The following is a 14,225-nucleotide window of genomic DNA, read 5'->3' as shown; positions in this document are numbered from 1 at the left end:
AACCCGCGTTGGCCGGGGAAAATTCAGGGCGCAATTTTACACGCTTTTATGGCAAGGGGTATGAGACAAGCATGAATAGTGAGATCTGACCAGTTAATTAATCGGATGTCAGGGCCAGGGTGACGGCAGCCTCGGCATGAATGGCGGTGGTGTCGTAGAGCGGCACGGCCGCCTGCGCCTCCCCCACCAGCAGGGCAATCTCGGTGCAACCGAGGATCACCGCCTCGGCGCCGGCAGCGGCCAGCCCGGCGATAATGGCCAGATACTCGGCGCGCGACGCGTCGCGGATCTCGCCCAGACAGAGCTCGTCATAGATGATGCGATGGACCCGCTCCCGCTCTGCCTCGGCAGGCACCAGCACCTCCAGCCCGAAGTGCGTCTGCAGCCGCCCCTTGTAGAAGTCCTGCTCCATGGTAAAGCGGGTGCCGAGCAGGCCAACCCTTTGTATCCCGTCCGCTTGCAGGCGGCGCGCAGTGGCATCGGCGATATGGAGCAGCGGGATATCGATGGCGGCCTCTATCTCGGGCGCCACCTTGTGCATGGTGTTGGTGCCGATCAGCAAGAAATCGGCGCCGCCATCCTGCAGTTTGCGCGCTTCGGCCGCCAGCAGGCGGGCAGTGGCGGGCCAGTCACCGGCATGCTGCAGCCGCTCTATCTCGGCAAAGTCGACGCTATTGAGCAGCACCCGCGCCGAGTGCAAGCCACCGAGCTTGGCCCGCACCCCGCGGTTGAGCGCCTGATAGTAGCTGACAGTGGACTCCCAGCTCATGCCACCCAGCAGACCGATACATTTCATAACAGCTCCTTTCATCCCAAGGTAAGGCTGTGCCACGCCACCTTGCAGGCAAGGTCACGCGAGCGAGATAAAAAAGGCCCCGCAGGGCCAACAAGACAGCCGGTAAAGGCCCGGGTCAACCCCGAGCTAAATCCAGATCATCAGCACGCAGGCCGCCGTGGCGATCCCCATGCCGAGGTTAAAACGGCGCCAGCCCCGGGCGGTGCGGATAAGACGGCGCACCTGAGCGCCGAACAGTACCCAGAAAGCACCGGTATAGAGGCCGGTCACAAAGAAGATGGCGAGCACCCAGATGGCCGATGGCCAGTAGGCCTCCCCTGCCAGGGTGAAACCGCTGATGGCGGAGAGCGCCATCATCCACGCCTTGGGGTTGAGCAGTTGCAGCATGGCCCCCTGATGGGCGGGAATAAGCGGCCGATTGCCCTCGGCCGGGCCGCTGGCGGTCGCCACCTTCCACGCCAGCCAGAGCAGGTAGGCCGAACCGATCAGCTTGAGCCCGTCGTGCAGCAGCGGCACCTTGTCAAAGATCACCCCGAGCCCCAGCGCCATGGCGAGGATCATCAGGTTGATGCCCCCGACCACGCCCACCAGCAGGGGCAGCGTGCGGCGAAATCCCTGCGCCGCCCCGGCGCTGGTGAGCAGCATATTGTTTGGCCCCGGCGTACCGCAGGTGACCAGTGCAAACCCCGCGAGGGGCAGTACCCAGTTCAGATCCATCTCAACCTCGTTCAGACCACATATCGGACTGCCTGCCAGACAATCCGTCAGATAAAGCAGCCCACCAATATGCAGAAGCGGCAGCCCGACCACAAGGAGAAAGCGGGTGGGAAAAGCCTCAATACCAGAGCATCACCACGCAGAGGGCAGTCAGCAGACCGAGGGAGCCATTGAGCCGGCGCCAGCCCCGATCCGTGCTGATCCAGTTGCTCAGCTGATGGCCAAAGAGCACCCAGACAAAGCAGGTGGGCAGCGCCACCAGCGCGAACATGGTCATCACCGCCAGCTGGCTGGGCCAGTAACCAGCACCGGTCAGACTGAACAGACTGATGGCGGAGATCCCCATCATCCACGCCTTGGGATTGAGAAACTGGAAACCCAACCCCTCCAGGAGGGTCAGCGGCCGGGCGCGCCGCGCCGGATCGCTCGGAGCGCCCGCCACCGCGATGCGCCAGGCCAGCCAGAGCAGATAGAGGCTGCCGAAGATCTGCAAGCCGAGGCGCAGCAAGGGCCAGCGCTCGAACAGCGGATAAAGCCCCAGCGCCAGCACCAGTTGCAGCACAGGTTGCCCCAGCGCTACGCCAAACAGGTGTGGCAGGGTGCGCCGCACGCCGAAATTGGCGCCGGAGGCCGTCAACATCAAGTTGTTGGGGCCGGGCGTGCCGCAGGTGAGCACGGCGAAGCCAAACAGGGTGGCATACCATTCGAACGTCATGAGCGACTCCTCATCTTGACAGGTTGATTGTATCGACACAATCAACCCTCAATGGTTGTTATCAGGTTGAAATTCACGCTATATTGCCCTTAACTTTCGATCAATGGATTTATTGTCACCATGACAATCTGGACGCCGGATCTCTCCGCCTTCGATGGCCCCCTCTACCTCAGACTGGCCAGCGCCATCGAGCAGGCCATTGTGGATGGCTCGCTGCCCGCCCAAACCCGTCTGCCCACCCACAGGGCGCTGGCGGACAAGCTGGGGGTCACGGTGGGTACCGTCACCCGCGCCTACAGCGAGGCAGAGCGGCGCGGGCTGGTCGCCGCCCGGGTCGGCCACGGCACCTGGGTTAAAGGAGCGAGCACGGACCCCGCCAATCAGTGGGTGATCCGCACCGAGGAGGGGCCGCGCATCGAGTTGTGGCAGAACCTGCCGGTGCAGCTCGATCGGGCCGCCTTAATCCGCCCGCTGCTGGAAAACCTGAGTCAGGGGGATCTCAACCTGCTGCTTGGTTATGGCAAGGAGGCGGGCCAGCCGGATCAGCGCCAGCGCTTTATCGAATGGCTGACAAGGCAGGGTATTGCAGCGCAAGAGGAACGGCTGCTGTTCAGCCACGGCGCCCAGCACGGCATCATGCTGGCCATGCTGGCGACCGGCTGTGTCGGCGAGAGTCTGATGTGCGAGGGGCTCAGCTATCCCGGCATGCTGGGCAATGCCCGCCAGCTGAAGAATCAGGTCATCGGCCTTGCCATGGATGAGGAGGGGCTGCTGCCCGATGCGCTGGAGGCAGCCTGCCGCAGCCGGCGCGCCAGAGTGCTCTACCTCACCCCTACCCTGCAAAACCCCACCACCGCCATCATGTCGCTGGCACGGCGCGAGGCCATCGTCGCCGTTGCCCGCCGGCACGACCTGCTGATCATCGAGGATGACGTCAACGGCCTGCTGCCGGAGCCCCATCAGGTGCCGCTGGTCAATCTGGCGCCGGAGCGGGTCATCTACCTCGGCAGTCTGGCCAAGATCGCCTGCGGCGGCATGCGGGTCGGCTTCGTGCTGGCGCCTGACCACCTCAAGCAGGCCTTCGCCCAGGCGATGCGCCTCTCCAGCTGGATGGTCAGCCCCCTGCTGGTCGAGCTGGCCTGCCAGCTGGTGAGCCAACCTGGGATCGACCAGTTGATCCGCGAGCAGCGGCAGACTCTGGCACGTCGTGGCGAGCTGTTGCACCACCTGCTGCCCGGCGCCCGCTGGCAGCCGGGCAGCATGCACGCCTGGTTGCCGCTGCCCGAGCCGTGGCGCAGTCAGGAGTTCGCCGCCGCCGCCGATGCCCTTGACGTCGGGGTGGCAAGCGGGGAACACTTCGCCGCCGGCCAGTTTGCCGCCCCGCAGGGGGTACGCCTGAGCCTGAGCCAGCCCGCCACCGATGCCCGTGTGGCCGAAGGGCTGGAGCGGCTGGCCCAGCTGCTGCGGGGCACGCCCCCCAGCAATCCCCTGCTATAGTCTGCCCTGCCAACCACAATGACCCGTCAAGGAGATGCCATGCCCCGCTTCAGAGCCACCCTGCTCGCCTCAACCCTGCTGCTGGGCGGGTGCGCCTCACCAGCCCATCAACAGCTGGGGGTTGTCATCACGGGTCTGGAGGGGGAGCTGCAACGGCTGGAGGAGGAGCTGGCGGCCATGAACGGCCTCAACTATCAGAAGGCGATCGACGCGCCGCTCAGCTTGCGCCGCTATCTGAAAGCGCCATCCCCCACGCCGGAGGGACTGGTGCCGCTTCGCAGCCAGCTGCAGGATGGGCCGCGCCTCAGCTATGACTACCGGTTGCCGACGGGGATGAGCACCCTGCCGCTGGATAATCCCTGTCAGCGCTACGAATTCGAGCTGCGCCACCTTGGCCACCTCGGACAGCTCGAACTAAGCTGGCAAGGTGCCGGGGGAGAGGGGGAACGCATGATCAGGCAGACCGAGTGCAGCTTCCCGGCCAAGACCAGCAAGATGTGATAACTGCTCATCATGCCCCATCCTGTTCTCTGCTGACTACTGTCAACTTTTCATCCGCCCAAAACTGGGCCTATCTGTCCCTTGGCTCTACCATGATCCATTCAAGGATTGGCAAAAAGGGAGTGTTGTATGGCGATATTGCTGCTTGATGAGGATCCTTTACTGCGCAGCGCCATCATCCGGCAACTGACCGAACAGGGTGTGCTGGCCGAACATATTCACTACCACAGCCACCCGGAACATGGGCACAACGGCCTGTTTGCCCTGCTCCAGCAACAACCTTTTGATGCCATCATCTGCCAGCAGGACAAGCAGCAGGGGCGTGAAGGGGCCCGCCTGCTCCACGAGGCCCACTACCTCGGCCTGCTGCAACCCGGTTGCGTCCTGCTGCTGCTCGATGCCGACGCCAGCGAGCAGGAGTTTCTCCCCTCGGATCTCTACTTCTCCCTCTATCTGCAGCTCCCCTTTATGACCGGTCAGCTCGACGAGGTGCTGCGCCAGCTGGTACACCTGAGTTCACTCACCCCCTCCCTCAGTGCCCCCATTGCCCTGCGGGAGTGGCAGATAGCTACCGCCACCTGTGAAGACCTGCTGTTCCAGCCGGAACATCGGGAGCTCAACCCCTGGCTGGATCGACTCAAGGGTTATCTGCTGCTGCAATCCGACGATCAGATGGCAGCCGCCCAGCACTACGCCCTCTGCGCCAACGAATACCGCACCAACTGGCCCCGAGCCGGCCTCTTCTACGGTCTGCTCGGGCTGGGCAAACTGCAGAGTGCGCTCACCGATCTGCAGCGCCATCAGGATACCTTGCCGCTTGCCATCAAACGGGAGCTGACGCTGGCCAGCCAGCTCCATCAACATCAGTGGCAAACTGCCTGGGGCACGCTGCAGGAGCTGCAAAAAATCCGCCCCCACCAGCCACGCTGGCACCAGCTGGCCATGCTGCTGGGATTGATCTTGCAGGATGAGGATAAGGTGCTGGAGCAGGTCCACAGCCTCAATCTGCGCTATTTCGGTGAGCTGCATCCCCGCCAGTCGCTGGAGAGCTTTATGCTGAGCGCGGCGCTGGCGGTGCTGTGGCAGAGCCCCTCTGCCAACCGGATCCGCTCCCTGCTGCAGGAGTGGGTTCACCTCAAGCGCACCGTGACTCTGCAGGCGCACGAGTACGAGCTGCTGCAGGCGCTGAAACTGGGGCTGGAGTACCGCTTCGACGAGGCGTTGATCCTCATCTCGCACCATCAGCCGGATCAGGCAAGCACCAGTCATGTCACCCTGTTGCTCGGTTTTGCCGTCAGCCAGTTCTGCGGGCTGCCGCACCATGCGAGCCGCTACCTGACCCAGCTATCCGAATATCGCATCCGGGTCGCCCCCCATCCCCTCACCCGCCAGCTCTTTCACCATCTGGTGAGCGAGCTGGGAGTGCGCCTGACGGCCCGTGAACAGCGCCTTACCGAGCTGCGCCAGACCCGCCACCGGGCGATGCATATTGGCGACCACCAGCTGGCGCTGCAGGCGGGATTGCAACTGCAGGAGGAGTTCCCCGCCCTGCCCGGCGATGCCTGGCAACTGCTGGAGCTGCTGCAGCACAGCTGGCCCGCCGGCATGGCGGCGCCCAAGGTGGCACTGGTGGTGGATCGGCTGGAGCGGCGCCTGCGCCATAGCCCCGCCTTTCTGGAGCAGCACGGGGAGCAGTATCGCCAGACCCTGAACGAGATCCGCAGCCACCTGCAACCCAAGCTCTCCGGCAGCATGCCTGCGAGAAATGCCGGCAAGCCGCCGGCGTCATAAAGCCCAAGCGACCAGTGAACCTCAATGCGAGAGGGGAGCCATGGCTCCCCTCTCTTATTCCGGTTATCACTTCCCGTTCGGCCCCGGGCGGCCGGGGCGATTCAGAGCCCGTCCGGCGTCAGCGCAACCCGCAGAAAATCCTTCCAGCTGATGATGCCGACCAGAGCCCCGTTTTCCAGCACAGGCAGGCAGGAGACATTCTTCTCCAGCATCAGCTGCACACCCTCGCGCACGGTGAGCTGGGGGGCGATAGTGACGGGGTGGCGGCTCATGATCTGGTGCGCCCGCTTGGTAAGGGTTTCGGTGTCGCGAGTCATCTCGGCCTCGGAGTCGAGATAGGGGCTGATGGCGCGAAACAGGTCGCGGTCGGAGATGACCCCCACCAGCTCCCCCTCTTCCAGCACCAGCAGATGGCGAAAGTGGGCCTGCTCGAAGATATCCTTGATGACGCTGAGCCGATCATCCATCGACACGGTGGCGACCCGGGTCGTCATAATATCCCTTATAAGCATGCTAACCTCCCGTAACCAAACTGGTTTCTCTGTTATGGCATGTTTTTGTCATACCAGCCATAGCGAGCCGCGCGCCAAAGTGCAAATCTGCGCCTTTTCACGTAAGATCCGCGCCAGTTTTTCTCCTCCATTTTTGAGCAAGCAGATCCCACCCATGATAGTTGCCAGTCAAATCGAACTGATCCGCGGCGGCCGCAAGCTGCTGGACAACGCCTCCGCCACCATTCACCCGGGCCACAAGGTGGGTCTGGTGGGCAAAAACGGCTGTGGCAAGTCCACCTTTTTTGCACTGGTACGGGGGGAGCTGGCCATCGACAGCGGCAGCTTCAGCCTGCCCGCCGGCTGGCAGATTGCGGGCGTGGCGCAGGAGACCCCGGCGCTCGATTGCTCCGCCCTCGACTACGTGATCGACGGCGACAAGGAGTTCCGCGCGCTGGAGGCCGAGCTCGCCCAAGCCGAGCAGGATGACAACGGCCTGCTGGTGGCCGAGCTGCACAGCAAGCTCGACACCATCGGCGCCTACAGCATCCGCGCCCGCGCCGCCGAGCTGCTGCACGGCCTCGGCTTTGCCGACGAGCAGCTCAGCTCGCCGGTACGCAGCTTCTCCGGTGGCTGGCGCATGCGCCTCAACCTCGCCCAGGCGCTGCTCTGCCGCTCCGACCTGCTGCTGCTCGATGAACCGACCAACCACCTGGATCTCGACGCCGTCATCTGGCTGGAGAAGTGGCTCAAGGGCTATCAGGGCACGCTGGTGCTGATCTCTCACGACCGCGATTTCCTCGACTCGGTCATCAGCCGCATCATCCATATCGAGAACGGCAAGCTCAACGAATACACCGGCGGCTACTCCGACTTCGAGCTGCAGCGCGCCGAACATCTGGCCCAGCAGCAGTCGATGTACGAGAAGCAGCAGCGCGAGATGGCCCACATGCAATCCTATGTGGACCGCTTCCGCTACAAGGCCTCCAAGGCCCGTCAGGCCCAGAGCCGCCTGAAAGCCATGGAGCGGATGGAGAAGATCCTGCCCGCCCACGCCGACTCCGAGTTCAGCTTCGAGTTTCGCGAGCCCTCGGCCCTGCCGACCCCGCTCATCGCCATGGAGAACCTCTCCGCCGGTTACGGCGACAAGGTGATCCTCGAGAAGATCAAACTCAATCTGGTACCGGGTTCGCGCATCGGTCTGCTCGGTCGCAACGGCGCCGGTAAATCGACCTTTATCAAGATGCTGGCTGGCTCCAACCCGCCGCTCTCCGGCAAGCTGGAAGTGAGCGCCGGGGTGAGCATCGGTTATTTTGCCCAGCATCAGCTGGAGACCCTGCGTCTCGACGACACCCCGCTCGATCATCTGGTGCGCCTCGCGCCGGACAAGACCGAGCAGGAGCTGCGCAACTATCTGGGCAGCTTTGGCTTCCACGGTGACAAGGCGCTCGATAAGGTGGCCCCCTTCTCCGGCGGTGAAAAGGCGCGGCTGGTGCTGGCCCTGATCACCTGGCAAAAGCCCAACCTCTTGCTGCTCGATGAACCGACCAACCACCTGGATCTGGAGATGCGCCACGCCCTGACCATGGCGCTGCAAGGCTTCGAAGGGGCCATGGTGGTGGTCTCACACGACCGGCACCTGCTGCGCACCACCACCGACGACTTCTATCTGGTGCACGGTGGCCGGGTCGAGCCGTTCGACGGCGATCTCGACGACTACCACAAGTGGCTCGGCGAGCAGGAGAAAGAGGCCAACGCCAAACCGGCCGATGGCCCCGTCTCCGCCAACTCGGCGGTGGCGCGCAAGGATCAGAAGCGACGCGAGGCGGAGTTCCGCCAGCAGACCCGTCCGCTGCGCCAGAAGCTGGAAAAGCTCGAAGCGAGCATGGAGAAGCTCCAGGGCAAGCTGGCCGACATCGAGAGCCAGCTGGCCGATCCGGCCATCTACGAGGAGAGCGCCAAGCAGAAGCTCTCCGAGCTGCTCAAGTCCCAGGGCCCCATCAAGGAGGAGCTGGAGAACGTCGAAATGGAGTGGATGAGCCTCTCCGAAGAACTGGAAACCATGGAGCAGGAATTCCTTGCGTGACGAAATGCTGATGGCCCCGGAGCGGGTCGCTGCCGACGAACTCCCCTCCCCGCGCGGCTTCTGGCAGTGGAGCGGCGAGGTGTACGGCGCCCGCAGTCATGACTGGCTCACCGTGCAGGAGCTGGGGGGCAACGTCAATCTGGCGCTGCTGCTGCATCGCCTCGATGAGCTCGGGATCCCGGTCGACCTGCTCGACCTGCAGCCCGCCCTGCTGCAAACCGAAGCCGTGCTGACCCCCTGGCGCGCCCTGCGCAAAAACGCCAAGGGGCGGCTCGGCGAATCCGAATATCAGGCCATGCTGGCCCACGAGCTGGAGCTGGAACGGCTCCAGCAGGGGGTGCTGCTGCAAACCCTGCGCAGCCTCACCCTGGTGCGCGGCAAGAGCCAGAATCTGTTGAACTATCTATCGCTACTGGGGGCCACGCAGGGCCCCCTCAGAGACCTAATATGCTGAGTTATCGCCACGCCTTTCACGCCGGCAACCACGCCGACGTGCTGAAACACACCGTTCAGGCACTGATCATCGAGTCCCTCAAGAAGAAGGAGAAACCCTTCATCGTGCTGGATACCCATGCCGGCGGCGGTCTCTACGACCTGCGCGGCGAGTGGTCGCAGAAGAAGGCCGAGTATGCCGACGGCATCGGCCGGTTGTGGGACGAGCGCGGCCAGTGGCCCGCCATGGCCCCCTATTTCGCCGTTATCGACGAGATGAATAGCGATGGCCAGCTCCACTACTACCCCGGCTCGCCGGAGCTCTCCCGCCGCCTCACCCGCGAGCAGGACAAGCTGGCACTGATGGAGCTGCACAACAACGAAGTGGAAGATCTGCGCGCCAATATGGGTTACGACCCGCGCGTTGCCGTCCACCATAGGGACGGCTTCGAAGGGCTGGTCGCCCTGCTGCCGCCCACCCCGCGCCGCGGGCTGGTGCTGATCGACCCGCCCTATGAGCTCAAAGAAGATTACTTCGCGGTGGTCGATACCCTGAAAAAGGCGCAGAAGCGCTGGGCCACCGGCATCTACGCCCTCTGGTATCCCATTCTGGGTGAAGAGGCGGACAAGTCCCGCGACATGCTGCGCGCCATCAAGCGCGAGAACTTCGGTAACGTGCTGGTGGCCGAGCTGGAAGTGGCCGGTCAGACCAAGGATTGGGGCATGAACGGCTCAGGCATGCTGATCATCAGCCCGCCCTGGATGCTGGACGAGCAGATTGAAGCCTTCTTGAAGCCCCTCTGCGCCAAGCTGGCGCAGGGCGCCGGCGCCCAATACAAGGTCGAGTGGCTCAACAAGGTCGAAGAGTAAACCTGCATCAGCCCGCTCCAGCGCCCGGACAAGGCGCCAGCGAGACGATCAGCCAAGCCGTCCACAGTGGCGGCATGGCCAGCAAAGAGAAGCCCCGTTCAGGGGCTTCTTGTTTTTTACCCGCCAGCGTTTTACCCACCGACACTACTACCCGCCAACACTTTTTATCCAGCAACACAGTGGCCGCACTTTCCACTCGCTGCGCCAACCGGTCGCGATTTATTAATTGCTTGATCTGGCTCAGAAACTCCCCGCATCGCCCTTTCCCTTGGCCAAGGGGCCGGTACTATAGCCAATTGGCAACACGAGCCTCGTCGGAGTCACCCCATGAGCCATGCCAGCCACACCCCGTTGGTTAAAAGCAGCAGACTGGAGGCTGTAATTCAGGGGCGGTAGCCATGCCAATTCCCCCTGCCTGCCAAGCCGGTGACTCATCCACAACACGCAAATCAAGGTGGAGTATGGAAGCTCAAACTTGATTTGCGTGTTGTGCAGGCCTTAAGTAATTGGCTATCGACAAATAGTATGCATTTAGAAAGTTAATTAACTCAAAGCTATTTAACTCCCTGTTTTAATTAAAAACATCTTATTACTCACCATAGAACCATAATATGAACAATAAAGAAATAGCTGATTCAATTAGAAACAAAAAATTCTCAGAACTTACCTTATTAGATGACCCTATTTATTTAGAGCAGAACGAAGATTATTATGGGTTTCGCTATTTTTTACTCGATGCAAAAGGCATTGATACATCTACAGCACTGCATGATATACTTAAAAAACATGGTAGTCTAAGTAAAGCATATGAGTATCTAGGCACGATAGCTAGAGAGATCTATCCTAATATTGGGGATGAATATATTCCTGCATCATATTTTCAACGAGCAGTAGATTATGATAAAAACAATACCAATGCTTGGTGGAGTCTATATCATTTAAACAATGACAGCGATGCGTTTTTCAAATCACTGAAACTAGATTATGACGCCCATGATTTTGACTTAGTGTCAAAAAAACTGAATGATACATATCTGTCTCTTTCTTATATGTCTTGCGATCATCAACGCAAAGATGACTGGGCTCTCCTTCTTCAAATAACCCAAGATGATAGGGTGTTTTTAAATGATAATGGCAAACAAATCTTGGCATTGGCATATTTCCACCTGGGAGATCTTGAAAGCGGCATAGATATAATAAACTCACTCGGCGAGGTATGCTTAAATATTGCCAGCAAGTATTACACTGCAAATAAAATAGATAAAGAAACCGTAATATCTAAAATTTCAACTTATGAAAAAGCAAGATTTTTGATAGAAGAACCTGAAAAACTATATAAAGAGTATTTAGATGATGCAAAAGAAAATGAACAATCAACATTAAAGTCATCATTAATGGAGATTGCATTAAAGGCAAAGCTTCATTCAGATGTCATAAAAATTTACTGTACTAACCAAGAAAGTGATGAACCTTTCACATATAAACTTAAATCTAAGACGCTCTTCGCTATTTCAAAGTTTTTATTGGGTGAGAATGTTGACAATGATATATTGCAAGAAATAAAAAATCACCCACACATTATTGATATTGAAAACACAGGCCTCTATAAAGTGTTTTTACTAGCCATGCATTTAAATACGCTAGAAGGTTACTTCAATGAACATCGTTTCTTAGATACCCCCATACATTTCAATCATGAGTATCAAAGTGCTCAGAAATTGTTAGATGACCCCGAGTTGACAGCTCACTTCTTATATGATGACTTGTATCAGAAATATAATAAGCTAGAGGAGGACTGGGATTATACGCGAAGCACTAGCAGTTTAAAAAAACTATTGGAAAAAGAAAGGAGCAGTTTAACAAAAAATGAAAAAATAAATATATTTCGTTTAGAAATACAAAATAAAAATTATGAAAGCACCTTTGAAAGAATAAATGAATTTCATAATGAAAATGGGCCAACGATAACTACTTATAATTTACTTGGCGTTTGCCTAGAAAGGCAAAATAACTATTCCGATGCTTATCATTACTATAAAGCCGCATTAGAATTAATGGAAAAACATTCTGAATATAGTTATGTTATTATTGGCAACTATCTAAATTGCGCAAAGAAAATAAAACAACCCATACCAGAAAGTGAATACAACTCACTAAGAGAAAAACTAAATGTCGGTTTGGTGAATGAGTTTATATGGGATATGTCTATAGGCGGTAGGAGTCGTATTATTTACAAATACTACCCGTTCAATATAAACACCATCGATGCTCTAGTTAATCAATATTTTTATTTTCCATCAAAAGAGTATCTAAATGACCCCATTGAGCTTCCAACGTTAGAGGGAATAGGGAAAGACCAATTAATAGATGATGACTACAGAATATGTTCATTCACGAATAACAACAATTCTATGCTGATGTGGTCACATTACACGCAAAATCATGAGGGCATTATGATTGAGTATAAATTTGGGCACGAATTACCTGATGGTGTCGGCATTAGCAAAGTTGAATATACAAACGAGCATAAAAGAAACAAAGAGCAGAGTAAATATTTATTCAACCAATATCTATTAACTAAAAACAGAGATTGGTCATATGAAAAAGAAATTCGACTTATATCTTATAAAAGAGATAAAATTCACTTTGATAAATGCAATTACATTCAACGAGATAGAAATAAAATAAATGCAGAAATACTAAGCGTTACTTTAGGATGTAAATTCCCTGAAGCAAAGTTAAATCTTATCATGAACATAATATCCACAATTAATGAAAAAAAGGGATGCCATGAATCAAAAATAAAAATTAAAAAAGCCAGAGCATCTAAAGACAACCCATTTAAATTGGAATATTTCGACATTGTTATGTAGCGTCAAAATTAATTTATGCATTAAATCATGCATGAAAGCGCGCAAATTATATCATTGTGGCTACACTGTCATGTACTTAGATAACTCCATAGGTATTACCAATGACTGACTTTAGGAAAAAATACAGCCCTGTAGGAAGCAAACTATTGGCAAACATTATGTTGTGGGCAATATTCATGATGACTTTTCTACTTTATTACATATTGAAATATGATTTAAAACCAACTCAAAATGTCCCGCAAACAGATATATATGAGCTTATCAACTGGAGTTCTTTTTTTATTTTGACAATATCGTCATTCATTCTTTTTACCATATTTTCGTTTGCAGCACATAAAAGTGACAAAGAACATGATAAAGTTAGCGGAGCTAAATACATGGATATAGCTCTTGCTGAGTGCTCTGGCATACTATTTAACTTTGGCTCATTGGTTTTGGTTATTACAATTACCACTCAAGAGTGGATATATTTAATTGCGACCATTGTTACATATTCTTTGGGTGTACTAATTCACCCCAAATAACAAACCATTAACATGAATAAGTTAAAATCTACAAGCTTGAATAGCGCAGCGTATTCGGACAATCGCGAATATCCCCGCCAATACATCACCAAGGATCGGGAGAGCCCCTTGTGGGGCTTGTATCAGTCACCCTGATGCAACCGAAGGCTCGTCGGTGCCACTATAAGCTGGATTTATGGGTTTTCCGATAATGACCCAACTTTTGCTTATAGTGGTTAGCGCCAGCCTGAAAGCGCCCCCTTACCGGCCGCAGGGGGCTTGTCATATACTCCTCCGCTCTTATGACACGCCGGGGAGGCGTTGATATGCAGTCACAGACTCACACTTTTATCGTCAATGGCAGCACGCAGCCCTGCCTGCAGGCGGGCAGCGGCGAACCGCTGCTGCTGATCCATGGCGCGCTGGCCAACCACACCCTCTGGCTCGAACATATCGAGCTGCTCTCGCAGCACTACACCGTCTATACCCCCACCCTGCGCCACTTTGGCGAGGCGGGCAAAGAGGGGCCGTTTGGCCTTGAGACCCATGCTGGCGATCTGCTTGCCCTGCTGGAACAGTTGCCATGCGGGCCAGTGCATCTGGCGGGCTGGTCATACGGGGCGGATGTCGCCCTGACCGCAGCCCTGATGGCGCCCGAGCGCTTTCGCTCCCTCTGTCTGGTGGAGCCGGGTTGCCCCGGCGCCCTCGATGAGCGGGGTCTTGCCGCCTTTATGGCCGATGCAGGCGCCATGTTCGGCCCGCTGTTTGCACAGGTGCAGGAGGGCAAGTTGCCACAGGCGGTCGCCAGTTTGATCGATGGCTCGGGTGCGGCGTTTTTCAAGATAGTTGTCGCGTAACCCTGTTTTAAGCCGCTTGTTTTTCTTCTGGTTCTGACCGCTCTGGGTTCAGCATCACGGCTCCTATCGGTGTCCAGTTTCGTGTGTTCCCACTCC

The 14,225-nt window shown here is 56.6% G+C and carries 13 protein-coding genes; 9 read left to right on the top strand and 4 right to left on the bottom strand.

Features of this window, described 5'->3' with window-relative positions; all coding sequences use genetic code 11:
• Window positions 1-97: 97 nt before the first annotated feature.
• The 3 genes from AAHA41_RS21375 to AAHA41_RS21365 form a co-directional block, all read right to left on the bottom strand.
• Window positions 98-796, bottom strand: a complete 699-nt coding sequence (locus AAHA41_RS21375) for an aspartate/glutamate racemase family protein (RefSeq protein ID WP_323070730.1) — start codon at window positions 794-796, stop codon at window positions 98-100.
• 126 nt (window positions 797-922) lie between these two features.
• Entirely contained in the window at window positions 923-1,513 is a 591-nt protein-coding gene (locus AAHA41_RS21370) for a LysE family translocator (protein WP_042030532.1), read from the bottom strand.
• Window positions 1,514-1,631: 118 nt separating this feature from the next.
• Window positions 1,632-2,228: a LysE family translocator gene (locus AAHA41_RS21365; protein WP_041210193.1), complete on the bottom strand. Its 597-nt coding sequence runs from the start codon at window positions 2,226-2,228 to the stop codon at window positions 1,632-1,634.
• 120 nt (window positions 2,229-2,348) lie between these two features.
• Here AAHA41_RS21365 and AAHA41_RS21360 point away from each other — a divergent pair, with 120 nt between their 5' ends.
• From AAHA41_RS21360 to AAHA41_RS21350, 3 genes are all read left to right on the top strand, one after another.
• On the top strand, window positions 2,349-3,725 hold the full coding sequence (locus AAHA41_RS21360) for a PLP-dependent aminotransferase family protein (RefSeq protein WP_201967694.1): 1,377 nt from the start codon (window positions 2,349-2,351) through the stop codon (window positions 3,723-3,725).
• Window positions 3,726-3,764: 39 nt separating this feature from the next.
• Window positions 3,765-4,226 (top strand): hypothetical protein, encoded by a 462-nt coding sequence (locus AAHA41_RS21355; protein ID WP_323070729.1) that lies wholly within the window; start codon window positions 3,765-3,767, stop codon window positions 4,224-4,226.
• 129 nt (window positions 4,227-4,355) lie between these two features.
• Window positions 4,356-6,017: a hypothetical protein gene (locus AAHA41_RS21350; RefSeq protein WP_323070728.1), complete on the top strand. Its 1,662-nt coding sequence runs from the start codon at window positions 4,356-4,358 to the stop codon at window positions 6,015-6,017.
• Between the two features lie 101 nt (window positions 6,018-6,118).
• Here AAHA41_RS21350 and AAHA41_RS21345 read toward each other — a convergent pair whose 3' ends face one another.
• Window positions 6,119-6,529, bottom strand: a complete 411-nt coding sequence (locus AAHA41_RS21345; RefSeq protein ID WP_033113757.1) for a CBS domain-containing protein — start codon at window positions 6,527-6,529, stop codon at window positions 6,119-6,121.
• A 154-nt stretch (window positions 6,530-6,683) separates the two neighbouring features.
• On the opposite strand from AAHA41_RS21345, the gene AAHA41_RS21340 reads away from it, so the two are divergent.
• The 6 genes from AAHA41_RS21340 (at window position 6,684) to AAHA41_RS21315 (ending at window position 14,129) form a co-directional block, all read left to right on the top strand.
• On the top strand, window positions 6,684-8,594 hold the full coding sequence (locus AAHA41_RS21340; protein WP_043849947.1) for an ABC transporter ATP-binding protein: 1,911 nt from the start codon (window positions 6,684-6,686) through the stop codon (window positions 8,592-8,594).
• Window positions 8,587-9,048 (top strand): DUF2390 domain-containing protein, encoded by a 462-nt coding sequence (locus AAHA41_RS21335; RefSeq protein ID WP_033113755.1) that lies wholly within the window; start codon window positions 8,587-8,589, stop codon window positions 9,046-9,048. The genes AAHA41_RS21340 and AAHA41_RS21335 overlap by 8 nt, the downstream gene beginning before the upstream one ends.
• On the top strand, window positions 9,042-9,896 hold the full coding sequence (gene rlmJ, locus AAHA41_RS21330) for a 23S rRNA (adenine(2030)-N(6))-methyltransferase RlmJ (protein ID WP_033113754.1): 855 nt from the start codon (window positions 9,042-9,044) through the stop codon (window positions 9,894-9,896). The genes AAHA41_RS21335 and rlmJ overlap by 7 nt, the downstream gene beginning before the upstream one ends.
• Before the next feature lie 611 nt (window positions 9,897-10,507).
• Window positions 10,508-12,769 (top strand): tetratricopeptide repeat protein, encoded by a 2,262-nt coding sequence (locus tag AAHA41_RS21325; RefSeq protein ID WP_342697344.1) that lies wholly within the window; start codon window positions 10,508-10,510, stop codon window positions 12,767-12,769.
• 101 nt (window positions 12,770-12,870) lie between these two features.
• Window positions 12,871-13,293, top strand: a complete 423-nt coding sequence (locus tag AAHA41_RS21320; protein ID WP_323092311.1) for a hypothetical protein — start codon at window positions 12,871-12,873, stop codon at window positions 13,291-13,293.
• Between the two features lie 305 nt (window positions 13,294-13,598).
• Window positions 13,599-14,129 carry an alpha/beta hydrolase gene (locus AAHA41_RS21315; protein WP_323071668.1) on the top strand — a complete coding sequence of 177 codons (531 nt, stop codon included), beginning with the start codon at window positions 13,599-13,601 and terminating at the stop codon, window positions 14,127-14,129.
• Window positions 14,130-14,225 lie beyond the last annotated feature (96 nt).

This window comes from Aeromonas sp. SER, assembly GCF_038739615.1.
Classification (GTDB): domain Bacteria; phylum Pseudomonadota; class Gammaproteobacteria; order Enterobacterales; family Aeromonadaceae; genus Aeromonas; species Aeromonas jandaei.
The sequence above is the reverse complement of the archived record's forward strand: the minus strand, read 5'-3'. Positions and strand labels throughout refer to the sequence as shown.